This is a genomic window from Sporosarcina sp. E16_3, from assembly GCF_017347125.1.
Taxonomy (GTDB): Bacteria; Bacillota; Bacilli; order Bacillales_A; family Planococcaceae; genus Sporosarcina.
In genome coordinates this window covers 13,543-37,467 of the sequence record NZ_JADPRX010000038.1, presented here as the reverse complement: position 1 = coordinate 37,467, position 23,925 = coordinate 13,543, and the positions used below count along the sequence as shown (strand labels likewise).

Sequence of the window (23,925 nt, the reverse complement as noted above, 5' to 3'; positions counted from 1 at the left end):
ATCCAGCTATGTGGCAAAGAGCGCCACGTCGCTGGATCGACTTATGCCTGTCGCGGGCCTACAGGATGTAGGTCATGCAGCTGTTGCCACAGGAAGTGGCGCATTTAGGCTGCGTTCATTTAGAACAGGCGCCTTGCGCTTTTCTTTACGTCTAGACTCCAGCGCCTAGCCCCTCAAGTCGCTTCAGTCTTGCTGATAAAGGCAAAAAGACGCCTTTATCCCCAAGCCTTCCAGCGCATTTCGGGGCTGAACAGGCGCTTCCGCTTTTCTTATTACGCGTTTTGTTGTGGTACACGAACTGTCCAGCGAGATAAGTCTGGCTCATCTTTTTGGATCAATTCTTTTGGATAGATGAACGTCCATGGTTTTGAAGTGTTGGCTTTCACAGAAAGTGGGGCTAGGGCGAATGACCCGCTAGCAACTAGATCGCCAGATGCATCAAGTAGTTCTAGTGGAAGCTTCTCGATGTTGATTTGTTTCGAGTGACCATTACGGATGAATACAGACGCTGCGATACCGCCGTCATCCTGTTGTTTTACTTGGAATCCGCTAATATTTACTTCACGCGGTTTCAGTTTTGGAAGCCCTTCGACGACTTTTGTAAGTCCATCCTTTTGCTCTTCCGTTAAACCGTCTTCCCATGTTTGCTCTAATTCTAGTTTGTGTGGCACCATCGATTGGACGTTAAATGCAAGTTTCCAGTTTTCGGTAGGTGGCTGTTCTGCAAAGATATTGTCTTTTGTGAAAACGAATACCCAAGGTCTTGCGCTACGGGCCGGAATTTCGCCAAGCTCTTTCAAATCGAATTCATCGGAAGCGAGTGTTTTTCCTTCCTCATCAAGCAACATCAGTTCGACTGAGCCAACTGAAATCTGTTGGTCTAAAGAAGAACGGAAAAATGCTTTAACGAGCCAGCTGCCATTTGCAGGTTCAACGTCGATGTCGATGCCTGAAAGGGAGATTTGGTTTGGTTTAAGTGGTTCAAGCTCATTTGAAAGGAAGCGGAAAACGTACTCCTGCTCCTGAGGAACATTCCATTCCGGGTGAAGAGAGAGCGTAGTTTCGACCTCATCTGTATTTGTTGACGCATTTACACCGTCAATAATTTCTTCGGAACCGATTGTACTATCTGATCCTGTCTTTTGGGTCTTCTTGAAAAAAGGGAACAGTTTCATTGTTGTGCCTCCTGTTGTTGTGTAATCAATTTCATAAAGCTAATAACTTCAGATGCGATGCTTCGACGTAATTTTTGATAATGACGCCCGAACAACTCGAGACCTTCACGCTGATAAATCCGCATTGGATCCTCTTGTCCATATGAACGAAGTCCAATACCTTCTTTTAAGCGTGTCATAACTTCCAAGTGCTTGACCCACATCGCGTCAATATGGGACAACATCACCTGTGGAATCATCTGATTGATCTGTTCGTTGTCTGCGAATGAATCTATGAAGCTAAGTAAGTCATTAAGTGGAGCATCATACAGTTTTAGAATGTCAGCCGTCTTTTCAAGCGTCGGCGGAATTGCGACAGGTTCCAATAGCAGACTGTTCATTGTGCGTTCGATTCGTTCGAAATCCCAATTGTTTGGAGTTTCTTCATCCGGACAACTATCGAAAACGACAAATTCTACTGTCTCGGAAAGCATCGATTTTAATTGTTCAAGGATACCTTCTCGTTCCAGGACAGTATTACGAAGCGTATAGATGACTTCACGCTGGTCATTGATGACGTCGTCGAGTTTTAAGTTGTATTCGCGCATTGAATAGTGGGCGCCCTCTACAATGCGCTGTGTCCGTTCTGTCAGTTCATCCACATCTGGATTCTGTACAAGTCCTTCTTCATTCGTTTTTACTTTTTTGAGGAACTTTTCAAGCTCTTCTTTAGCAAATCTCTTGAACATATCATCTTCAAGAGAGAGGAAGAAGTGACTCTCACCGTGGTCACCTTGTCTTCCAGAACGTCCCCGTAGCTGGTTGTCAATACGACGGCTTTCGTGCTTCTCTGTTCCAAGTACGAAAAGTCCACCAATTTCTTCAACCTTTTCACCTAGAACGATATCAGTTCCACGTCCAGCCATGTTTGTCGCGACTGTAATTTGACCGAGTTGTCCTGCAAGGGAAATAAGATCAACTTCCTGTTCGACACTTTTAGCGTTCAATAAGTTGTAAGTAAGTTTGTATTCATCTAAATACGCCACTACTTTTTCAGATTGTAAAATGGATGTCGTGCCAACAAGGACGGGTTGTCCTTTTTTATGACGCTTAGCGACTTCTTTCGCCATCGCCTTATATTTCTGATCAATCGTTTTGTATACTTGGTCAGGTGAATCGATACGTGCACGCGGACGATTTGTTGGGATTTGGATAACTTCCATTCCGTACACTTCGCGGAATTCTTTCTCCTGTGTTTTAGCCGTACCAGTCATTCCGCACAATTCTTTATACATACGGAAGTAGTTTTGGATTGTAATTTGTGCTTGCGCTTTATTTTCCTCAGTGATTGGTAGTCCTTCTTTTGCTTCAATCGCCTGGTGTAAACCATCGGAAAGTGTGCGTCCTTCCATAATTCGACCCGTGAACATATCGACGAGTTCAATTTTCTCTTCTTTTACGATGTAGTCAACATCACGTTCGAAGATGACATGTGCACGTAATGATTGAATCATATAATGATAAAGTGTTTGGTGCTCCAATTCATATAAATTGTCGATGCCAAACGCTTTTTCTACTTTGCCGATTCCAGTATCGGTAAGGGAAGTCGCTTTTGTTTCATCATCAAAGTCGAAATCGACCCCTTTTTTGAAACGTTTTGCAAGACGCGCAGCAATATGATGAAGATCTGCGTCCGCTTGCATTTTACCAGCAACGATTAATGGTGTTTTTGCTTCATCAACAAGAATACTGTCAACTTCATCGATGATTGCGAAATGGTAGGGACGTTGAACTTTTTGTGCCACTTGCTGCGCCATATTATCACGTAAATAGTCGAAACCGAATTCAGTCCCCACGCCGTACGTAATATCCGCATTGTAAGCAGCTTGTTTTGCGGGACCTTGCATCATCGGTACATTCAACCCGACTGTAAGGCCGAGGAAACGATGGATTTGACCAATTTGTTCATAGTCACGCTTCGCAAGATAGTCGTTCACTGTTATAACGTGGACACCTTTTCCTTCAAGAGCGCGTACATACGAAGGCAGTGAAGCGACTAGCGTTTTACCTTCACCTGTCGGCATTTCAGCAATGTTTCCTTCTGTTAAAACAAGGCCACCAATAAGCTGAACATCGAAATGTCGCATGCCAAGGATTCGCTTGGATGCTTCACGAACAACAGCAAAAGCGTCTGGAATAATAGATTGGATCTTTTCTCCAGATTGGACTCTCTCCTTAAATATATCAGTCATACTTGTTAGCTGTTCGTCTGACATTGGTTCGTATGTAGCTTCTAATTTATTTATTTGAAGGACAATCTTTCGGTATTTTCGAAGTTGTCTCTCGTTCGTCTGATTTGAACGTTTGAATAGTGATAGCATTGGATGAACGCTCCTTTTTTCCGATCCCTTTAAAGGACCCGTCCCCATTTTACCAAAAAGAATGGAAAATGACTACCTTGAGCTAGAAATCTACAAAGATAAGGATAGACAAGGTCGAGGGATAGCAAGGGGAATGGAGGGGAAAGATAAGATAAACAAAAGCGGAAGCGTCTGCTACAAATGAATATAACCTAATTGCGCCACATTCTGAGGGTATTCGAGTCACTAGGAGCTGGAATCTAGATGTGAAACACCCCTTTTCGAGGGACCCACAGCACGATATTTTATAATACCCTAAGCAACGAAATTGGAAGAAACAATACTATAGAGTTTTCTAGTAAAGTGCTTTACTTGTTTAAATATGCTATGATACTGTTGGTATGATAAATTAGCGATTTACTATAGGGAGGAAGGACATGTTATTCCTTGCAATGGCTGCTGCATTACTAGCTTCCATCTTACTTACTCCACTCGTCATTAAATTGGCATTCCGGATTGGAGCGGTCGATAAACCGAATTACCGGAAAGTACATGCGTCTGTTATGCCGCGAATCGGCGGTCTTGCAATATTTGGTGCTTTTCTAATCGGCTATGCGATATTACTTCCGACAGATGAACACGCTGCTGGGATACTTGTTGGTGCTGTTATCATCATCGTCATGGGGTTTCTTGATGATATGCTTGAAATTACTGCGAAAGCTAAACTTGCTGGTCAATTGGCTGCGGCTGTCGTCGTTGTCGTATGGGGCGGTTTACACATTGAAGTTATTAATTTACCGTTTATTGGGGAATTTGATTTTGGTTACTTAAGTATTCCAATTACAATTATTTGGATTATCGGCATTACAAATGCTATAAATCTTATAGATGGATTGGATGGACTTGCAGCAGGTGTTTCGACGATTGCACTCATTACAATTGCTGTTATGGCGATGATAATGGGCAATGTATTCGTTGTTGCAACAGCTTCGATTCTTGCGGCAAGCTCACTGGGCTTCCTGTTTTACAATTTCCATCCGGCAAAAATCTTTATGGGAGACACGGGATCCTTGTTCCTGGGCTTTATGATTTCGGTACTTGCATTATTAGGATTTAAGAACGTTGCTGTCGTTTCACTGATTATCCCAGTTATTATATTGGGTATTCCAATTTCTGATACGTTCTTCGCAATTGTTCGCCGTATACGGACGAAACAGCCGATTATGGCACCGGATAAATCACATTTACACCATTGCTTACTTCGTAGCGGTTTTTCACACAGGCAGACAGTCTTGATCATATATGGGCTTGCAATTCTGTTTGGAGTTGCAGCTGTGCTGTTCTCTCAAGCGACAGTATGGGGAGCAATTCTGCTCATTGTCGTCATGCTCATCGCGATTGAACTCTTCGTTGAAGTAATTGGTCTTGCCGGTACAAACTATCGGCCGTTGTTAAATCTTGTGCGGATGATTGGGAAGTAACACAGCTGTTTGAACACTAGACACTAAGAAAAAATGGCCATGCACCTTTTCATTAAGGTAGCATGGCCATTTTTTATTTTATTATGTGCGCAAAGAAAAAAGAACCAGCTATCTTTAGCCTGGTTCTTTCGGTATCAGTTAGTAACACTATCTTCTAAAGCTTCTTCTGTTGACCCATTTATGGTCGAACCACTGTCAGTCAGACTGGACGAGTCAGGGATGAGACCGAGATGTGCTTTCAATATGTTCTTCACTTCAGCTAAATATGTTTTATCGAGTTTCCAGTAATAAATACCAGTAGACATGTCGTCGTAACCCTTCAAACTAAGTGTATCGACTTGTGGCATACCGCCTTTTACATATTCCAAGAACGATTTCATTTCATCGAACGTCATGTCGGTTTTCATATTGTCGCCAACTGCCTCAATAACATCACCGTACTTCGTTACTGATTTTACTGAAACGGCTTCTTTCATGATTGCTTGTAAAATCATTTGCTGACGTTTTCCGCGTTCGACGTCTGTATCAAGTTTACGCGTCCGTGCAAGCGCAAGGGCATGTTTGCCATCAAGATGTTGCGGACCTTTTTTTAGATGAATCGTATATTTATCATTTTCGTCTTTTTCTGTTCGGTCGTATGGAACCTCAACGTCTATTCCGTCAATTGCATCAACAACATCAATGAATGCATTGAAATTCATCTTCACATAATAGTCGACTGGGATCTCAAATAACTCTTCAACTGTTTCGATTGTTGCACGGGTTCCGCCGAATGCATGAGCATGGGTGATTTTATCATCGTACCCGACTTCTGGAATATAAGCGTATGAATCACGCGGAATACTAACCAGTTTCACAGATTTATTCGCCGGATTCAATGTAGCAAGTAGAAGTGCATCCGACCGGCTGTTGCTATCCCCTTGGTGGCGCGCTTCACTGTCGTCGACACCGATGAATAGGATTGAAACGTTGTCGTTTGCTGGCTCGACTTTTACTTCGCGTATTTCAGATTTTGGCCGATCAGGGACGGCTTCATATGCACTAACCGCCATACTTTCTGCTTTTTTCTGTAGTGAAGCAGCGTATGCCGCTACAACAAGGAAAAGGGACAGAGTGAGAATAAGCGCAACTTTTATGGCTAAGCGTTTCCTAAACGATTTGTTTCTCTTTTTATAGTCTTTTCTTTTCATTTTTCAGTTCCTCCAGAATCGACTATGTAAGCTTATCCATAGTAGATCATATAATTGACAAATTTAGCTAAAGGGTAGAAATAGAATAATGGATCACAAGGTTTCATGTCACAAATTCCCACGATCTTTTCTATTATACTATTTTTTTAGTTAGTTGTCGAACTCGAGAAATTCGCTAGAAGTCGACACAATTCCCGCCTGTCCATTCGTCAGTTCAGCCATCCAAGCAGTGAAAACATTCGCTTCTGCCACTGGAACGTATACGAATAAGTTGACGCCGTCCGCATAGGAAATTTCTTTTAGTGGATAAGTGGACTGCCTTATCTCGTTTTCGACTTTTCCCAGCCATGTGTAATCAATTGTTATTTTCATCAAATGATGCAGTTTTCTTTCGACAGTGCCTGTAGCTGTAATGCCCTCAGACGTCGCGCGGCCATACGCACGGATTAATCCACCGCTCCCGAGTTTGATACCCCCAAAATAGCGCGTCACAACGACGACTGTATCTTTCAACCCTTGCTTTTTCAAGACCTCGAGCATTGGCACTCCAGCCGTACCCGTTGGTTCACCATCATCATTCGCTTTTTGGATAGTATCGTGCTCACCAATCATATAGGCAGAACAGTTGTGGTTGGCATTATGATGCTTTTTCTTGATTTCTTGAATGAACTCAAGAGCTTCAACTTCTGTTTCTGCGCGCAACACATAGGTGATAAACCTTGACTTTTGGATGATCAATTCACTTTCTCCGTACTCTTTAACTGTAAAATAATTTGCTCGCATTTGCGGCACCTCCATCACTTGTAATACAATCTTAATATCCATTTGCTTCTATGATGCTATACTGTAATGAAGTGTTACGAGAAATCAGTATTCCTGTGACACTCCTTACTTAAGTATATATGTAGTTTTTCAGGCTGTAGGCGGGAGGGAACTTAAATTGAAGGAAAATATAGTTGATATCCAAACGCTTGAAACAATCTTCAATAGTATGGTCCGTGCTATGGATCACTCAAAGAACGATATCTTTATTATAAGCGAACAAAGCCGTCAAAGCTTTGATGATATGAAAAAAGAGCTTGCAACGGTCAAAATTGATATTTCCCAGGCAATAACCGAAGGTGACTATTTGGAAAGTATGACTAGCCATTCACGCAAACGCCTCGCTGAAGTCTCGAAGAGCTTCATGAATTACTCAGAGGAACAAGTGAGACAGGCCTACGAAGTTGCGAATGATCTACATGTCCGCTTATCCATTAAGCAGATGGAAGAGAAACAGCTACGTGCCCGTCGGGATGATTTAGACAGACGCCTTGCAGCGCTACTTGATACAATTGAAAGGGCGGATCAGCTTGTTAATCAAGTGGCGACCGTTATTAATTATTTGACATCCGATTTGAAAAATGTGGGGGAAGCACTTGAAACTGCAAGACACAAGCAGGATTTCAGCATCAGAATTATTCAGGCACAGGAAGAGGAGCGTAAAAGGCTTTCCCGTGACATTCATGATGGGCCAGCGCAAATGTTGGCGAATGTGATGATCCGTACTGGATTGATTGAAAAGATTTTTGTAGAAAAAGGCCCTAAACCTGCATTGGATGAACTAGCAGATCTAAAAGTGATGGTGAGAAATGCGCTTTATGAAGTCCGGCGTATCATTTATGATCTTCGACCTATGGCGCTTGACGATCTTGGCCTGATTCCGACATTGAGAAAGTATTTGTCGACAATTGAAGAATATGAAAAAGGTGTTGAAATTCACTTTCAAAATAGTGGACAAGAGCAGCGTTTTCAAACGAATTTTGAGGTATCGGTCTTCAGACTTGTACAAGAATCTGTATCAAATGCACTGAAACATGGGAAATCGAAGGACATTTGGGTGAAAACTGAGTGGCTTCACGATATAATGAATATTATCATTAAAGATAATGGACAAGGATTCCACCAAAGTGAAGTGAAAGATAAGTCGTTTGGTTTGATTGGAATGCGGGAACGAATCGATTTATTAAAAGGCGATATGAAAATCACCTCAACGCCCGGCAATGGTACGATAATCCATTTCCAGATTCCACTTCGGAGTGAAATAATTGAAGGCTAGATAGATGGGGAGGAAATGACTATGACTGTTACGAAAATATTAATTGTAGATGATCACCAATTATTCCGTGAAGGGGTAAAGAGAATCCTTGATTTTGAAGATTCTTTTGAAGTTGTTGCTGAAGGTGATGACGGTAGTGAAGTAAATGAACTGTATAGACAGTGCGAACCCGATGTTGTTCTTATGGATATTAATATGCCACGTATGAATGGTGTCGATGCGACTGAGAATCTTGTCAAAGAGTTTCCTAATGCGAAGGTAATTATGTTGTCGATTCATGATGACGAGTCGTATGTATCGCATGCACTGAAAACGGGTGCACTTGGCTATATGCTGAAAGAGATGGATGCAGATGCAATCGTTCAAGCGATTAAGGTCGTTGAGATGGGCGGTTCTTATCTTCATCCGAAAGTAACACATAACCTTGTTACTGAATTCCGCAGATTGAGTGAACGGGAACATAAGGGGTCATTCCAACAAAATGATATCCGTCGACCATTCCACTTGTTGACAAAACGTGAGTGTGAAGTACTACAACTGTTGACGGATGGGCAAAGCAACCGGACAATCGGAGAAACGCTATTCATTTCCGAAAAGACGGTTAAAAACCACGTTTCAAGTATTTTGCAAAAAATGGCTGTAAATGACCGGACACAAGCAGTTGTAACTGCTATTAAAAATGGTTGGGTCGAAGTAAAGTAAATCGTACTTTGTTGGGAAATAAGCAAGTATAAGTTTTCCAACTTAGAATGATGTCTAGGCTCCAGGCGCCAACCCCTCGGAGGCCCACAGGATGTGGGTCACGTAGCCGTTGCCGCAGGACGCGGCGTACTTAGGCTAGGTTCCTTGAAAGTCGTTTCGCTGTGGGGGCTGAAGTACGCCTCCTCGCAAATCGTCTTATACCTGTCGGGGCTTAACGGCGCCTTACGCTTTTCTAAAAAAAAGGAGAAAGGCCATCCAGTTGGAGCGGCCTTTTTACCTATTCAGGAGGAAAAAAGATGAAAAAGTTGTTTGTTCCTATAAGTATGTCGATTCTTCTGCTACTTGGCGCATGTAGTAGCGATGCAGAGAAATTGAATGGTAGCGGCTCGGTTGATGATGGCGAGGCTATGAATGAAAACGGTGCAATTGATCATGGCGTGGATGACAAAAAAGTAGGCTTTAGCTTGGAGGGAGGAGCAATAGAAGAAGCGTCTGGTGTTCCAGCTGAAGAGAAAGAGCAAATTTTAGCTGCTTTTAAGAATTATATAGATACATTCAATAAAAAAGATATCGAGAGCTATATCGACATGCTATCGGACAGTACTGAAAGCTTTGATAAGGCAGAGGAGCGTTCCTATATGGAAGAAGTGTTCAGCACTTACGATGTCAATCTTCAAGCTTCCGATGTCACAATCGTAAAATACAGTAAGGACGAAACCCATGTATTTGCGAATGTAAAAACAGCGATGAAACTACTGTCGAACGGACTCGAAACGAATCCGAGAGGCAGACAGGTGACCGTTTTCGCGAAAGAAGATGGCCAGTGGAAATTAGCATCCGTGCATCAAATTGAAGATAAGGCACAATAATAAATAGATGTAAGACTCTTGGCTTCTCAGCTGAGGGTCTTTTTTGTGTGTTTTTTCCAAAGTGGTACTAGCATTTCGTGGCTTTTTCGAGGCTGTCGTACGGATTTCCTAATATACACCAAACTTCCAAAAATTATAAGGTTGTTTTCTCGATGATATGGGCATACAATAAGTATAGGAACTAATGTTCTGATTTAGAAGGAAGGGACGGTTAAAATGCTTTTAATACCCGCAGAGGCATTGCCGCATTTTGAAAATATGATTTATTTGCCGATGCTTCTTATAATATTGGAAAAAGATCGGGATTCATTTGAAAAAGGTCCATTCAAACTGAAAGGACCTTATGTCAAACTTGTTGATGAAGCAACAAGGGCCGCGCGTGCCGAACTTAGGGAAACCACCATCTACTTACGTCGTCATAATATGAAAGTTGTACGTAACAAGACAGACGCCACCTTCACCGAGTATGTTTTCGTACACGGGGATTATAAGGACCACAGACGTTATTTGAACGTGCGCCTACGTAATCGGACGGAAGAACTGTTAAACATTTACTTCGCCATGATCGAAAGTTAAGTCAATCCTCATCGGGAAAGTCGAAATTGGATGGCCTGTTCAACTGTCTTTGTTTTTTCAAAAAGTTTTTTTCGAGAAGAGTAGCGACTGCAAATTGGCGAAACATTGTTGTAGCCGAAATATCGAACTTGAGGGTAAGCCCATTTTCTAAGTAGAGAGTACAGCCCAGATTATCTGGCTCTATATTATCAATTGCACTGTATGAAACCCAGGAATTCTGTTCGGAATTCGGTGACATTGTGGGTAGAAAGATATAAGGTACTCCGAAATCATGAGCTATAATTATAGGCGTTTTATGGCGTTTTCCAATTGCTAATTTTGCTGTATTCGTCGAATTTTGTAAAGAACCGCCGTAATAATTACAAGACTTTTTAACGATATGAATGGGTTTTCGTGGGACGTTCAATTCACCGTTTCGTTCGATTACGCGCGTTGATATTTTATTTCCTTTGACAACAGGTAGTAACAAAAAAGTATCGAAAGACACAATATAACTTCCTATCCGTCTCTTTTTATCCAATTAACTGCACCCCTTTATAGTTATTTTTGTTGCATAAGTCCTAGTATAAATCAGAAAATTTAAAAAGCAATCATTTAATTAAACTATTTGTACTATTTTGTCTAATGATGCAATTTTCACACTTAAAATGTAAGTTTGTTGTATGAAATTAGGCGTTTTCCAAGTGGGCAGGGTTACGTATAAACGGTGCACAAAAAGGCCTTCTCTCTAAGAATTTAAGAGAGAAGGCCTTCGTTTTATAGGTTTTGGAAATCGATAGCTGCAGCGCCAAGTGTTTTCGCGGCGAGAAGCATTGCATTTTCATCGATGTCGAATTTTGGGTGATGGTGTGGATAGGGATTGTCGGGTTTTGCCCCCGTGAAGAAAAATGTGCCCGGTACTTTTTCTAAGTAGTAGGCAAAATCTTCGCCGCCCATTTGTGGTGTAGATTCTACGACTAATTCTACGCCGGGAATATCCTCTGCCACGGTCTTCAGAAATTCTGTTTCGGCTCCGTGATTGACAACAGCTGGGTAGCCTCGTACGTATTCGAAATCGATTGTACAGTCATTTGCAAGTGCAGTTCCGTCTATAACGCGTTTCATTTCACGTTCCATCAGGTGACGAATATCCGGGTTAAATGTCCGTACCGTACCGCCCAATTTTGCCGAATCGGCGATGACATTGAATGCATTTTGTGCAACGAAAGAACCGATGGATAACACTGCAGATTCAATTGGATTAACGCGCCGGGACACAAGTTGCTGTAAATTCATAACGAGCTGTGCGCCGATAACGATGGCGTCTTTCGTTTGATGTGGAGCGGCACCGTGACCGCCAGCGCCTTGAATTTTAATGTCAAAACGGTCTGCCGCTGCCATAACAGGGCCGGCCAAATATTCGATTGTACCTGAAGATGTCAAAGACCATAGATGCGTTCCAAAAATGACATCGACTCCGTCAAGGCAACCGTCTTCAATCATGGAAATTGCACCGCCTGGAGCAAATTCTTCTGCATGTTGGTGGATGAAGACATATTCGCCGGCAAGGTCTTCATGTAATTCATGAATAGCTTTTGCGAGCTGAAGTAGTGTAGCTGTGTGTCCATCGTGACCGCAAGCGTGCATGACGCCAGGGACGGTCGATTTATACGCTACATCCTTTTCATCTTGAATCGGCAGCGCATCGAAATCGGCACGCAGTGCAACCGTCTTACCAGGTCTTCCACCTTTAACCCTTGCAACGACACCGTTGCCGCCAACCCCTTTACGTACTTCGATTCCAAGATCGGCGTAGAAATCATGTATATATTGCGCAGTCTTTTCTTCTTTAAAAGATAATTCAGGATTCATGTGAAGATGGCGGCGAATAACGACCATATCCTCATAAGCGCTATCAAGCTTTTCATACAATTGTGCTTTCAATGGACTGTACCCCCTAAGATTTGACTAATTTGAATGTTGCTACTTCTATTATAGCAAACATTCGATAGGGGACAATCAAACGCAACCCGTGGTTCGGGTCATGTGTTTCACTTTTTATCTCTAGTTGTATAAGTCGTTACATAAGGAGCACTCGAGAAAATATGTAGCGTATTGTCAATACCTGCGTCTGCACTGTTTAAGGGGTGAGCCTTATCAAAAGAAGATGAGTTTTTCCATCTTGCGTAGTAGGTGCTTTCAGACCATTCTGTCAGGACGATATACGTGTCTGAATCGAGAGGACGAAGCAAACGGAATGCGATGAATCCGAGTTCAGATTCAATTGCCCCCGCACGATCTGTAAAGCTATGCTCAAAAACGGGGCGCCCTTCATCCGTGACAGGAATATTGTTGAAAACGAAATAGCCATTTTTTTGAAGTGCTCCAGAAGAACTAACGACTTCATAACGGCGCGGTGTTTGAAACACTGTTTTACCTGTTGTTTCATGCAATAAAAGAGAATTACCCTGACCATGCATCGCAATCAAACCTTCTGACGCATATTTTTCTTTTAAATTCTCCATAAATTCGGGTGTGCCTGATGTCATATAAATAGTCATTTTCAAAAAACCTCCTATTAGTTCTTATCTATCTAGTTTCCCCTATTTGAGAACTTAAAACAAACTTTGACAAAATGATGGCGGTAAAAGTAAGAAGTAAGCACAATTGTATGAACAACTGGGCTAAAAGCTATACTTTACAAGGGGAAACGTCTATATTGAGTACGGATATGTAACACGGAAATAGTTAATTAAGAAAGTGGGAATAGACTAAATGACAAAATTCAACGATACACTTCTACGCGCTGCAAGAGGCGAGAAAATTGAACATACACCGGCTTGGTACATGAGGCAGGCAGGACGTTCACAACCGGAATACCTGAAAATCAAGGAGAAATACTCGCTTGAAGAAATTACGCACCAGCCTGAACTTTGTGCATATGTTACAAAACTTCCGGTCGATCAATACAACGTAGATGCGGCAATTCTTTACAAAGACATCGTTACACCATTACCGGGAATTGGTATTGATGTGAAAATAAAAGCGGGCATTGGTCCTGTTATCTCAAATCCAATCCGTACAGTTCAAGATGTCTATAATCTTGGCGATTTATCACCACAAGACGATATTCCTTTCGTTCTTGAAACGATTAAAATTCTGACGAAGGAACAATTAAATGTTCCGCTTATCGGTTTTGCGGGAGCGCCGTTCACATTGGCGAGCTATATGATTGAAGGCGGTCCTTCGAAAAGCTACAACTTGACGAAATCATTCATGGTATCTGAGCCTGAAGCATGGTTCGCACTTATGGACAAACTTGCAGATATGACGATTACGTATATTACTGCACAAGTTAATGCGGGTGCGAAAGCAATTCAAATCTTTGATTCGTGGGTAGGGGCATTAAATGTATCTGATTACCGAATTTTCATCAAACCAGTTATGACACGTATTTTCACAGAACTGCGTAAATTGAACGTTCCACTAATCACATTCGGTGTCGGCGCAAGCCACTTGGCAAACGAATGGCATGACCTGCCTGTAGACGTTGTTGGTCTTGACTGGCGCCTGTCTATCAAGGAAGCAGGAGAACGCGGTCTAACGAAGCCACTCCAAGGGAATCTGGACCCGGCATTGCTACTTGCAGATTGGAGCATTATCAAAGAGCGTGCGAAAGTAATCATCGAGCAAGGCGTAGAGCATGGCAATCATATCTTCAACCTTGGCCATGGTGTGTTCCCTGATGTGAAACCAGCAACATTGAAAAAACTAACTGAATTTATACATGAGTATAGTGCACAGCTGCGTAAATAACGTGCTGATCCAAACAAAGAGGTGAATGTTATGACAAAGAAACAAATGGGACTTTTAGTGATGGCCTACGGGACTCCGAATAAGGAAGAGGATATTGAATCGTATTACACGCATATCCGCCGCGGTCGTCCGCCAGCACCCGAACAATTGGAAGACCTTCGTAATCGCTACGAGGCGATTGGCGGAATTTCTCCACTTGCGAGAATAACTGAAGACCAGGCAAATGCACTGTGCAACCGTCTGAATGAAGTGCAGGACGACATTGAATTCACCGTCTATATCGGATTAAAACATATTACGCCATTCATCGAAGAGGCAGTAGAAAAAATGCATCAAGATGGTATTACAGAAGCAGTCTCTATCGTACTTGCACCACATTTCTCAACGTTTTCTGTTAAGTCGTATAACGGACGGGCAAAAGAAGAAGCGGAGAAGCATGGTATCACAGTTACTTCTGTGGAAAGCTGGTACAAACAGCCGAAGTTTATTGAATACTGGACGGATAAAGTACGCGGTACATTCGCTAGTATGAGCGAAGAAGAGAGAGCAACAGCGTGTTTGATTGTTTCAGCGCATTCATTGCCGGAAAAAATCATCGCGAGTGGCGATCCATATCCAGACCAGTTGAAAGAAACAGCTGAATTGATTGCAACAGCTGCGGGCGTAAAAAACTATGAACTAGGCTGGCAAAGTGCAGGGCAAACGCCTGAACCATGGCTTGGTCCCGATGTTCAGGATTTGACACGCGACTTGCATAACGACAAAGGCTATAAGACATTTGTCTATACACCAGTCGGATTCGTTTCCGATCATCTTGAAGTGTTATTTGACAATGATTATGAGTGCAAAGTTGTGTGTGATGAAATCGGCGCATCCTACTACCGTCCGGCAATGCCGAACATCGATCCGCTATTTGTAGATGCGATGGTGGACGCGGTATTTGCTAAGATGAAAGAAGCTTAATATGGTTGAAAGAAAGTGATGATGGACATGAACGGACAAAACAAGAAAGTCGTTATTGTCGGCGGAGGGATAACGGGCCTCTCCGCGGCATTTTATATGCAGAAGGAAGCGCGTGAAAAAGGTTTACCTCTAGACGTCATCCTTGTCGAGGCATCAAATCGACTTGGGGGCAAAATCCAGACAGTCCGGCGTAACGGTTTTATTATTGAGCGTGGTCCGGATTCATTTCTCATACGGAAAAAAAGCATGGGAATTCTTGCGGAAGACCTTGGAATCGAAGGAGAACTTGAAAAAAACGCGACAGGGCAGGCATATGTACTTGTCGGCGGCGAGTTGCATCCGATTCCAGGCGGTTCTGTCATGGGTATCCCAACGGAAATTGGTCCATTCCTGAAAACGGGACTGTTTTCGTTGGCTGGAAAATTGCGTGCGGCAGGCGATTTCGTCCTCCCGCGCTCAAACATCAAGGGGGATCAGTCACTCGGTGGGTTTTTCCGCAGACGTTTTGGCGGGGAAGTTGTTGAGAACCTGATTGAACCGCTGTTATCAGGCGTTTACGCAGGTGATATTGACCACATGAGTTTGGAGTCGACATTCCCACAATTCTACGCAGTGGAAAAGAAACACCGAAGCCTGATTCTTGGGATGAAAAAAACGACACCGAAACAAGTACCACAGAAAGACGGACACGGCGCTAAGAAAGAAGGCGTTTTCCACACGTTCCGTAACGGGCTTGAAACAGTTGTTGAAGCAATTGAGCAGCAACTTGATCCAGGTACCGTTATGAAAGGTGTCCGGATTGATGCAATCGAGGCGCCAGGAATGGCCGGTGAAAAGACGATACTTGAAATGAATGACGGCCGTAAAATCGAAGCCGATGCAGTTATACTCACAACTGGGCATGAGATGGCGGGTCGCTTGTTCGCTCCACACGGATTATTGCAAGACTTAAGAGAAATACCGACAACTTCTGTTGCAACAGTGGCACTTGCTTTTCCGGAAGAACATGTTGTTCAGGACAAAGAAGGAACAGGTTTTCTTGTCTCAAGAAGCAGCGATTACTCGATTACTGCGTGCACGTGGACGCACCGAAAATGGCCCACGACAACGCCGGATGGAAAAGTGCTTATCCGTGCTTTCGTAGGTCGCGTAGGCGATGAAGCAATTGTTGACTTACCCGATGCAGAAATTGAGAAAATTGTTCTTGCTGACCTAAGCAAAGTCATGGATATAACAGGGAAACCAGATTTCACGGTTATTACCCGTTTTAAAAAAGACCGGCCGCAATACCGGGTTGGTCACAAACAGCGGATTGCAGCAGCCCGCGCGGAACTTAAGTCGAAGTTCCCACAAGTAAAACTCGCCGGTGCATCTTATAATGGTGTCGGATTACCCGATTGTATTGATCAGGGGAGAGCGGCAGTGAAAGAAGTATTGGAAGATTTATTTTAACTTGAATCAGCAGAAGTTCCTGCTGATTCAAGTTATGCCTCCGGCGGATGTCACAAATTTTGAAAGGAGTTAATTACGCAAGCGTAATTCAAAATTTGGACGCAATTACGCCGAGGCGAAATTGATTGAAATGATAAAAACAGCCGCAGGAGTTTATCTCCGCGGCTGTTTTTGTTATTTTATAGGATATTGCAATCGTCGCATTTGTTGCCGTAGCATTCATGCTGCTCTTCGATTTCTTTCCCGCATACCGTACAAATTTTAGCAGGTAAATTTTTGAAAAACTCAAGGACATTTTCAAGCATATCTCATTCTCCCCTTCCCTATTTGTGTTAGTACTAAGTCAATTATTATCGTTGTGGTAGTACAGTATATGCAAATAGTTATACGATATTGCAGGCATCGCATTTATTGCCGTAACACTCATGTTGTTCTTCGATTTCATTACCACACGACGCACAAACTTTAGCGGGCAGGTTTTTAAAAAACTCAATGACATTTTCAATCATAGCTAATTTCCCCTTTTCAATTGTATTAGTTTTGTAAAAATTTATATAAGTGTAATAGTACAGAGTTTGTAAAAAAAATCACAAGATATTGCAGTTGTCACATTTGTTACCGTAGCATTCATGTTGCTCGTCGATTTGATTCCCGCATGAAGTACAAATTTTAGCAGGTAGATTTTTGAAAAACTCGATGACATTTGCGATCATATTGTTTACCTCCCTTTATAGTTGCTTGGAAACTATAGAATCACGAACTGTGGATAAGTTGCAACATAGAGATTACACGTCCAGACTTCAGCGCCTAGGGGCTTGGGTCATAAGTCGGTCCGGCTGTGCGGCAAAGAACGCCGCTTCGCCAGCCCGTCTTATGCCTGTCGCCCCTGAACAGGCGCTTGCGCTTTTGGTTTTTTGTACTACAACTAAATCTGTTATTAGTAGTGTATTATAACAGTGTGTTAAATGTCAATACATTTAATTATTTATTCTGAAAGTTGCGAAGTGAGGTCATCTCTCCTTAAAAATGATAAAATAGGTGAGAAGCTATTAATGAGGAGCGATAAACTATGTATTTCATTGATAATAAAGGAATTACGGATCCGCATATCAACTTGGCGATAGAGGAATATGTCCTCAAGAATATGGATATCGACAAAGATTCATTTTTGCTGTTCTATATCAACGAACCTTCTATCATCATCGGTAAAAATCAGAACACGATTGAAGAGATTGATACAGAATATGTGGAAGCAAACGGCATTCATGTTGTTCGACGTCTGTCCGGCGGGGGCGCGGTCTACCATGATTTAGGTAACTTGAATTACAGTTTCCTAACAAAAGACGATGGCGAATCGTTCCGCAACTTTAAAAAAGTGACAGAGCCTGTCGTTCAGGCGCTGGCAGAAATGGGCGTCAAAGCAGAGTTACTAGGACGCAATGACATTCTCGTTGAAGGGCGTAAAGTTTCTGGTAACGCACAGTTTTCAACGAATGGCCGTATGTTCAGCCATGGAACGCTGATGTTTGACACTGAAATCGAGCGCGTAGTTTCGGCACTAAAAGTACGCAAAGATAAAATTGAGTCAAAAGGCATTAAATCAATTCGTAGTCGTGTTGCGAATATTTCCGAATTCCTGAATGACCCAATGACAATTGAACAGTTCCGAATGGAAATTCTGAAGTCGATTTTCGGCGGGGAAGAAAAAATTCAGTATCTAGAGTTGACGGATGAAGATTGGACAAACATTCATGAGCTGTCTGCGGAGCGGTATGGCAACTGGGATTGGAACTACGGTAAATCACCGAAGTTCAATATGCAGCACACGCACAGATTCCCAGTTGGCGGCATTGATGTTCATATCCAAGTGAAAAAAGGGATTATGGAAGACATCCACATTTTCGGAGACTTTTTCGGCGTCGGCGAAGTGGCAGTTATCGAGGAAAGCTTGAAAGGCGTCCAGTATGAAAGGCAGGCAATAAGCGATGCACTTGCATCGATTGATATTCCAACGTACCTGGGCGGCATTACGAAAGAAGAGTTCCTTCAATTGATTTATTGATGAAATTAGGAGTCACATGTGTTGATTAACCAAACCAAAGTAACCAGTAAAATACTGCTTACTTTTGTAATGAAACAGCAGACATTCTATATAGCGTCACACTGTTACTTATATAATCTTTGCAGAAATTGGCAAGGAAGACTTTATTAAAAGTGATAGAGTGCCCGAAATTTCATCTTCGGGCACTTGCAACCCCTATGGAAAGGTAGTAATTCTATCATTTCTTAAAGTAGTTGCATTTTTCACTTGAACATTGTAGGGACGCGACGGACAGATAGTCACAACAGGATTACCGAAAAGAATGCGGCTGGAAGTGACGGAGTCACTTTCAGCCGCATTTAATACCCGGTAAAGTTGACGTGACCATTATGTCCAAAGCGAACCGAATAGATAAAAGTGAAATAGGTTTTCTCTTGCTTTCATTCCATTTAACCCATGTAATATAGTTGTTAATCTACTGGCGTGATTAAAAGCCTGGCTATCTGTCGGGCTTTTTTTGTTGAAACAAACAATACTTCCAAAAACCTTCCAACCGCCGGACCCATTTTTACGCTATAATAAAGGGAAGTGTGAAAGGGGATTAACCTATGGAAAACCATCGTATATTCATAGTTGAAGACGATAAGAAAATCGCACAACTGTTAGCAGACACGCTTCGGAAATACCAATATGACGTTGCAATCGTCGAAGATTTCGACCGAGTTACCGAGGAAAGCCTCGCATTTAATCCGCATCTTATTTTGCTTGATATCAATTTACCTTCTTATGACGGCTATTATTGGTGCCGCCAGCTTCGTCAACATACAATGTGTCCTATACTATTTATTTCTGCGCGTTCTGGTGACATGGACCAAGTATTTGCGCTAGAAAATGGTGGAGATGATTTCATCACGAAACCATTTCATTATGAAATCGTCCTTGCTAAGATAAGAAGCCATTTACGTAGAACGTTTGGCGAATATGCTCCCAGCCAATCAGAGCGGACCGTGAAAATCGGTGCACTTCAGTTATATATCGAACGGATGGAACTGCATATTCGTGAAAATAATGTACCCCTTCAGAAAAAAGAATGTGTCATCCTTGAGTTGTTGATAGACGCGGCACCGAAAATTGTATCGCGGGAAAAACTGCTTGAAGAACTATGGGATGATCAGTCATTTGTCGATGAAAATACATTAAACGTTAATATGACGAGGGTGCGTAAGAAGCTTGCTGATTATGACATTAAATCTACGATTGAAACCGTGCGTGGCGCGGGGTATCGGTTTTTATTAGCGCCGGAAGAATCATGAAAAAGCTTAGCCTTTTTCTAAGAGAACATCTGTCATTCCTCGTTTTTCAACTAATTCTTATCGTGTTCATTCTGCTGCTGTATTGGTTGGATGGTTTCCGCAATTTCAACACAGCCGTCTATTCAATCAGTATGAGCATGTTGTTGACCAGCGGCTATTTATTGGGGAAATTTATTATGAGGCGTTCATTTTACGACACTATTACGCGTAAGCCAAGAAAGATGGAAGATGCACTTATTCGATTTGCACAAGGACCAGAGCATCGGCAAACGACTGAGTTTACACGTGAATTGTACCGGTTGTATCAAAATGAAGTGCAGCGCTTGTATGCAGCTCAACATCGCCAACTCCACTTCATGAATCAGTGGGTCCATCAGATGAAAACACCAATTTCCGTTATGAGACTTTTACTGCAGGAAAAAGATGATCTCGACCGTGAAAGTATCACTGAAGAGGTAGAGAAAATACGGCGTGGGCTCGATTCGGTTCTTGTCAATGCACGGCTTGAAACGTTTGAACAAGATATGCAAATCGAGCGCATTGGTTTGAAAAAACTTGTACAAGAAATCGTGACGGAGCATAAGCGGCTGTTCATCACCAATGGCGTATTCCCAGTTATTTCAATCGATGACAACTTTCTTGTTGCCACAGATGTGAAGTGGATGAAAATCGTCATCGGACAGTTCATAACTAATTCGGTAAAATATACATTCGATGAAGGGAAGAAAGTCCATTTAACCGCGACTTGTACAGGGCATGGACTGGAATTGACAATTCGCGATGAAGGGATCGGCATTGCATCTTCGGATCTGAAGCGAGTTACCAAGGCTTTCTTCACTGGTGAAAATGGTCGACTAACTGGGGAATCAACAGGAATGGGACTTTATATAGCGTCAGAAGTATGCAATCGGTTAGGTCATCCTCTATCAATTGAGTCTGAAAAAGGAATCGGGACAACGGTGACAGTACTTTTTGAAAATGGAGAGGCAGGTGAGGCGGGTGAACCGGAACACAATCGTGGAACTGACGGAAGTGACGAAAATTTATGAAGGAAAAGTAATGCACCGGGCATTGAACCGTCTTGATTTTGAAGTGGAGGAAGGCGAGTTCGTCGCAGTAATGGGCCCTTCCGGAAGCGGAAAAACAACTTTGCTGAACTTGATTTCGACGATTACATTACCGACATATGGACGTCTGATGATAAATGGAATTGAGCCAGAAGCGCTCAAGCAAAACGACCTGGCGTTATTTCGACGACGCAATCTCGGCTTCGTTTTTCAAGATATTAACCTGCTTCAAATGCTGACAGTAGAAGAGAATCTCGTTTTACCGCTGACCCTTGATGGCTTATCAGTTCCTGAAATGGAAAGACGCATTGCAGAAACTGCAGCACGTCTTGATTTGACAGAAATTCTGAAACGTAGGCCCGACGAATTATCGGGGGGACAAGCACAACGAACGGCGATTGGGCGCGCACTTATTCATAAACCCAAAATCATTCTTGCTGATGAACCAACTGGTAATCTCGATTCAAAGTCCGCGAAAGATGTGCTCGAATTGCTAAGCCATATTAATAAAAGTGAAAAAACAACTGTCGTTATGGTGACGCATGATCCGATTGCCGCCAGTTATTGTGACCGTGTGCTATTCATCAAGGACGGCGAATTTTTCAATGAAATCTATAAAGATGAAAGACGTCAAACATTTTTCCAACGTATTTTGAACGTCTTGTCTCTTCTCGGGGGGAATGTCAATGACCTTTCGTCAGTTCGCTTACCGTAATGTCATTCGAAATAGACGTGTTTATACTGCATTTTTCATGGCTAGCGTTTTCTCCGTTATGGTATTTTTCCTTTATTCCATGTTGTTATTTCATCCATCCATAGAAAATCGGTTTGTTCAAGAAATTGCCTTCATGGGCATGGTTATCGCAGAAATTATTTTATATATTTTCACTGTGTTTTTCCTGTTTTATTCGATGCGGGCATTTCTTCAGGCGAGATCGAAGGAATTTGGCATCTTGCTGCATTTAGGGATGGCGAAGCGACAATTAAACCGCCTTATATTCATTGAGACGATGATTATAGGAACTGCATCTATTGTGGCGGGCACTATTCTTGGATTTATGTTTTCAAAATTCTTTTTTATGATTATACGGGAAATCGTTCTGTTGCCAGCTTTGCCACTCTATTTATCATGGGAACCATTTGCACTGACGATTGGGGCTTTTCTAAGCTTATTTATCATTATTTCATATGTCGCGCCAGTGTTCATTCGTACCGGAGAAGTGGCCGATCTTATACTAGGAGATGCGGGAAATCGGGGCGCATACGGCTATTCAAAGACACGTGGCTATCTTGGATTACTGTTCCTTGCTTTGTCATATGCAATGGCTGCGTCGACAACGAATTCAGTTGTTATTGGCCTAATCTTTTTCCTGCCGCCGCTTGCAACGGTAGGGACTTATTATTTTTTCACGGATTCCTTACCCATGCTCCTACATAAGCTTCGCAATCGAAAACGATTGTATTGGCATCATTTTTGGTTGCTGTCGATTTCTGAAGGTGTCGTGCGATTGCGTGAAAATGCGCGAATGTTTTTCATCGTGACAATCGTATCTACTGTAGCGTTCATGTCAGTTGGCATACTTGCATCGCTTACTTCGTTTGCTTCCCAGTACCATGAAATGCATCCGCTAGGTCTTGTTTACAAAAGCGAGTCCAAAAATGAACTTGAAAGGAAGCATATCACACAGCTCGTGGACGAACTGAAGGCAGAGCGGATTGATTATTCACTTGTTCGGTTCCAGGTGTTGGAACAGACTTCGACGTTTACCAAGAACCCCGTTGCGATACTGAAGCTATCCCATGTGAATCTCCTTGCTCAGTCGTTTGGTTATCAAGTTATTGACATGGAAAAAGGCGAAGCCGTTTTCCTACCACCTTCCGCTTCATCCTATGACCAGCTGAAGAATCGTAACGTGAAAACGCTACTCGAGGAAAGTAACATCCACGTTACGATAGATGGGGCGTATCCCTATCATTTATTTTCAGCGTATTCGATTGCATCGAACGCTATCGTTTTGAATGATGCAGATTATGAGTTGGTCTCCGAAAAAGGATTCACGCAAGGAGGGAAGTCATTTACCTACTACGCATTCAATGTGCCCGATTGGCAAAAAACAAAGGAAATCGGCTTATCCATCGATGCAAGGGTTTCAGAATCATTTCTTGGAGGAGAATCCGATAAATTACCATATTCATTTGAAAATCCGGGCTTGAATTATTCGGTCATCCGAACGACATTTTCATTGTTATTGTTCATTGGCTTACTTCTGGCAGCTGTATTTTTCCTGGCGGCAGGAAGTTTCATTTACTTCAGACTGTATACATCGCTTGAAAGTGATCGTAAACAGTTCGACGTCTTGCGGCGCATGGGTATCACGGATCGCGAGTTCAAGAAAATTGTCAACCGGCAATTAATCCCGCAATTTTTCTTCCCATGGGGAGTTGCATTTTTCCATAGTTCGTTCGCATTTCTGTCTTTACAAGTAATTTGGGATGCACTAGCGGAAATTTCGATTGTAAAAGAACTAGTCCTCGTTCTTGCCGGATTTACGCTGATGCAGATCTTCTATTTCTATTTGATACGCTGGCGCTATCTTGCGCATATTAAAGCAGCGGGGTGATGTTTCTGATGCTTTATTAAAAGTGAAAGTGTGCCCGAAATTTCATCTTCGGGCACTTGCAATCACTATAGAAAGGTAGCCATTCTTTCATTGTCCAAAGAAATTGCATTTTTCACTTGAAAGTTGTAGGTATGCGGTGGACAAATATTCGCAACAAGATTACTGAAAAAAGTGTGGCTGGAAGTGAAGGAGTCATTACCAGCCATAAGTAACCCTCTGTAAAGTTGTCGTGATGATTTTATC

At 42.4% G+C, this 23,925-nt stretch carries 23 protein-coding genes; 13 read left to right on the top strand and 10 right to left on the bottom strand.

Annotated features, from left to right (window positions below; genetic code table 11):
* Positions 1-272: 272 nt before the first annotated feature.
* On the bottom strand, positions 273-1,175 hold the full coding sequence (locus I2483_RS17020; RefSeq protein ID WP_207278314.1) for an accessory Sec system S-layer assembly protein: 903 nt from the start codon (positions 1,173-1,175) through the stop codon (positions 273-275).
* The gene (gene secA2 / locus I2483_RS17015; protein WP_207278312.1) at positions 1,172-3,535 is read right to left on the bottom strand and encodes an accessory Sec system translocase SecA2; all 2,364 of its coding nucleotides are present in this window, start codon (positions 3,533-3,535) and stop codon (positions 1,172-1,174) included. Before secA2 ends, I2483_RS17020 begins: the two co-directional genes overlap by 4 nt.
* 416 nt (positions 3,536-3,951) lie before the next feature.
* Here secA2 and I2483_RS17010 point away from each other — a divergent pair, with 416 nt between their 5' ends.
* Complete coding sequence (locus I2483_RS17010; protein ID WP_207278310.1) at positions 3,952-4,995, top strand: glycosyltransferase family 4 protein; 1,044 nt, start codon at positions 3,952-3,954, stop codon at positions 4,993-4,995.
* A 134-nt stretch (positions 4,996-5,129) separates the two neighbouring features.
* Here the strand turns inward: I2483_RS17010 and I2483_RS17005 are convergent, their stop codons facing one another.
* The gene (locus I2483_RS17005; RefSeq protein WP_207278309.1) at positions 5,130-6,185 is read right to left on the bottom strand and encodes an LCP family protein; all 1,056 of its coding nucleotides are present in this window, start codon (positions 6,183-6,185) and stop codon (positions 5,130-5,132) included.
* Positions 6,186-6,335: 150 nt separating this feature from the next.
* On the bottom strand, positions 6,336-6,968 hold the full coding sequence (locus tag I2483_RS17000) for a YigZ family protein (RefSeq protein ID WP_207278307.1): 633 nt from the start codon (positions 6,966-6,968) through the stop codon (positions 6,336-6,338).
* A gap of 157 nt (positions 6,969-7,125) precedes the next feature.
* On the opposite strand from I2483_RS17000, the gene I2483_RS16995 reads away from it, so the two are divergent.
* The 4 genes from I2483_RS16995 to I2483_RS16980 all read left to right on the top strand — a co-directional run bounded on the left by I2483_RS16995 (position 7,126) and on the right by I2483_RS16980 (position 10,430).
* The gene (locus tag I2483_RS16995) at positions 7,126-8,283 is read left to right on the top strand and encodes a sensor histidine kinase (protein ID WP_207278305.1); all 1,158 of its coding nucleotides are present in this window, start codon (positions 7,126-7,128) and stop codon (positions 8,281-8,283) included.
* A 21-nt stretch (positions 8,284-8,304) separates the two neighbouring features.
* Positions 8,305-8,985 (top strand): response regulator transcription factor, encoded by a 681-nt coding sequence (locus tag I2483_RS16990; RefSeq protein ID WP_067212111.1) that lies wholly within the window; start codon positions 8,305-8,307, stop codon positions 8,983-8,985.
* Positions 8,986-9,281: 296 nt separating this feature from the next.
* Entirely contained in the window at positions 9,282-9,854 is a 573-nt protein-coding gene (locus I2483_RS16985) for a YybH family protein (protein ID WP_207278303.1), read from the top strand.
* A 216-nt stretch (positions 9,855-10,070) separates the two neighbouring features.
* Positions 10,071-10,430, top strand: coding sequence for a YhjD family protein (locus tag I2483_RS16980; RefSeq protein WP_207278301.1), 360 nt, complete (start codon positions 10,071-10,073; stop codon positions 10,428-10,430).
* Between the two features lies 1 nt (position 10,431).
* On the opposite strand, the gene I2483_RS16975 is transcribed toward I2483_RS16980, so the two are convergent.
* The 3 genes from I2483_RS16975 to I2483_RS16965 form a co-directional block, all read right to left on the bottom strand.
* Entirely contained in the window at positions 10,432-10,950 is a 519-nt protein-coding gene (locus I2483_RS16975) for a competence protein ComK (RefSeq protein WP_207278299.1), read from the bottom strand.
* Between the two features lie 236 nt (positions 10,951-11,186).
* Positions 11,187-12,353: an amidohydrolase gene (locus tag I2483_RS16970; protein ID WP_275956175.1), complete on the bottom strand. Its 1,167-nt coding sequence runs from the start codon at positions 12,351-12,353 to the stop codon at positions 11,187-11,189.
* Positions 12,354-12,460: 107 nt separating this feature from the next.
* Positions 12,461-12,970: an antibiotic biosynthesis monooxygenase family protein gene (locus I2483_RS16965; RefSeq protein WP_207278297.1), complete on the bottom strand. Its 510-nt coding sequence runs from the start codon at positions 12,968-12,970 to the stop codon at positions 12,461-12,463.
* 214 nt (positions 12,971-13,184) lie between these two features.
* Here I2483_RS16965 and hemE point away from each other — a divergent pair, with 214 nt between their 5' ends.
* Genes hemE through hemY form a run of 3 tightly spaced genes read left to right on the top strand, consistent with a single transcriptional unit; the run spans position 13,185 to position 16,640 of the window.
* Positions 13,185-14,225 carry a uroporphyrinogen decarboxylase gene (gene hemE / locus I2483_RS16960; RefSeq protein ID WP_207278295.1) on the top strand — a complete coding sequence of 347 codons (1,041 nt, stop codon included), beginning with the start codon at positions 13,185-13,187 and terminating at the stop codon, positions 14,223-14,225.
* Between the two features lie 30 nt (positions 14,226-14,255).
* Positions 14,256-15,188, top strand: coding sequence for a ferrochelatase (hemH, locus tag I2483_RS16955; protein WP_207278294.1), 933 nt, complete (start codon positions 14,256-14,258; stop codon positions 15,186-15,188).
* Between the two features lie 27 nt (positions 15,189-15,215).
* Complete coding sequence (hemY, locus tag I2483_RS16950) at positions 15,216-16,640, top strand: protoporphyrinogen oxidase (protein WP_207278292.1); 1,425 nt, start codon at positions 15,216-15,218, stop codon at positions 16,638-16,640.
* 179 nt (positions 16,641-16,819) lie between these two features.
* Here the strand turns inward: hemY and yhfH (I2483_RS16945) are convergent, their stop codons facing one another.
* The 3 genes from yhfH (I2483_RS16945) to yhfH (I2483_RS16935) form a co-directional block, all read right to left on the bottom strand.
* A complete protein-coding gene (gene yhfH, locus I2483_RS16945) occupies positions 16,820-16,945 on the bottom strand; it encodes a protein YhfH (RefSeq protein WP_186668993.1) in 126 nt (41 codons plus the stop codon).
* Between the two features lie 78 nt (positions 16,946-17,023).
* The gene (gene yhfH / locus I2483_RS16940) at positions 17,024-17,149 is read right to left on the bottom strand and encodes a protein YhfH (RefSeq protein WP_186668996.1); all 126 of its coding nucleotides are present in this window, start codon (positions 17,147-17,149) and stop codon (positions 17,024-17,026) included.
* A 78-nt stretch (positions 17,150-17,227) separates the two neighbouring features.
* Complete coding sequence (gene yhfH / locus I2483_RS16935; protein WP_207278290.1) at positions 17,228-17,353, bottom strand: protein YhfH; 126 nt, start codon at positions 17,351-17,353, stop codon at positions 17,228-17,230.
* Between the two features lie 356 nt (positions 17,354-17,709).
* Between yhfH (I2483_RS16935) and lplA the strand changes: the two genes are divergently transcribed.
* The 5 genes from lplA (at position 17,710) to I2483_RS16910 (ending at position 23,682) form a co-directional block, all read left to right on the top strand.
* Complete coding sequence (gene lplA, locus I2483_RS16930) at positions 17,710-18,702, top strand: lipoate--protein ligase (protein WP_207278288.1); 993 nt, start codon at positions 17,710-17,712, stop codon at positions 18,700-18,702.
* A gap of 587 nt (positions 18,703-19,289) precedes the next feature.
* Positions 19,290-19,994, top strand: coding sequence for a response regulator transcription factor (locus I2483_RS16925; RefSeq protein ID WP_207278286.1), 705 nt, complete (start codon positions 19,290-19,292; stop codon positions 19,992-19,994).
* Positions 19,991-21,043 (top strand): sensor histidine kinase, encoded by a 1,053-nt coding sequence (locus I2483_RS16920; RefSeq protein ID WP_207278285.1) that lies wholly within the window; start codon positions 19,991-19,993, stop codon positions 21,041-21,043. Before I2483_RS16925 ends, I2483_RS16920 begins: the two co-directional genes overlap by 4 nt.
* Before the next feature lie 10 nt (positions 21,044-21,053).
* Positions 21,054-21,776: an ABC transporter ATP-binding protein gene (locus I2483_RS16915; protein ID WP_255550499.1), complete on the top strand. Its 723-nt coding sequence runs from the start codon at positions 21,054-21,056 to the stop codon at positions 21,774-21,776.
* On the top strand, positions 21,748-23,682 hold the full coding sequence (locus tag I2483_RS16910) for an FtsX-like permease family protein (RefSeq protein ID WP_207278283.1): 1,935 nt from the start codon (positions 21,748-21,750) through the stop codon (positions 23,680-23,682). The genes I2483_RS16915 and I2483_RS16910 overlap by 29 nt, the downstream gene beginning before the upstream one ends.
* The last annotated feature ends 243 nt before the right edge of the window (positions 23,683-23,925 follow it).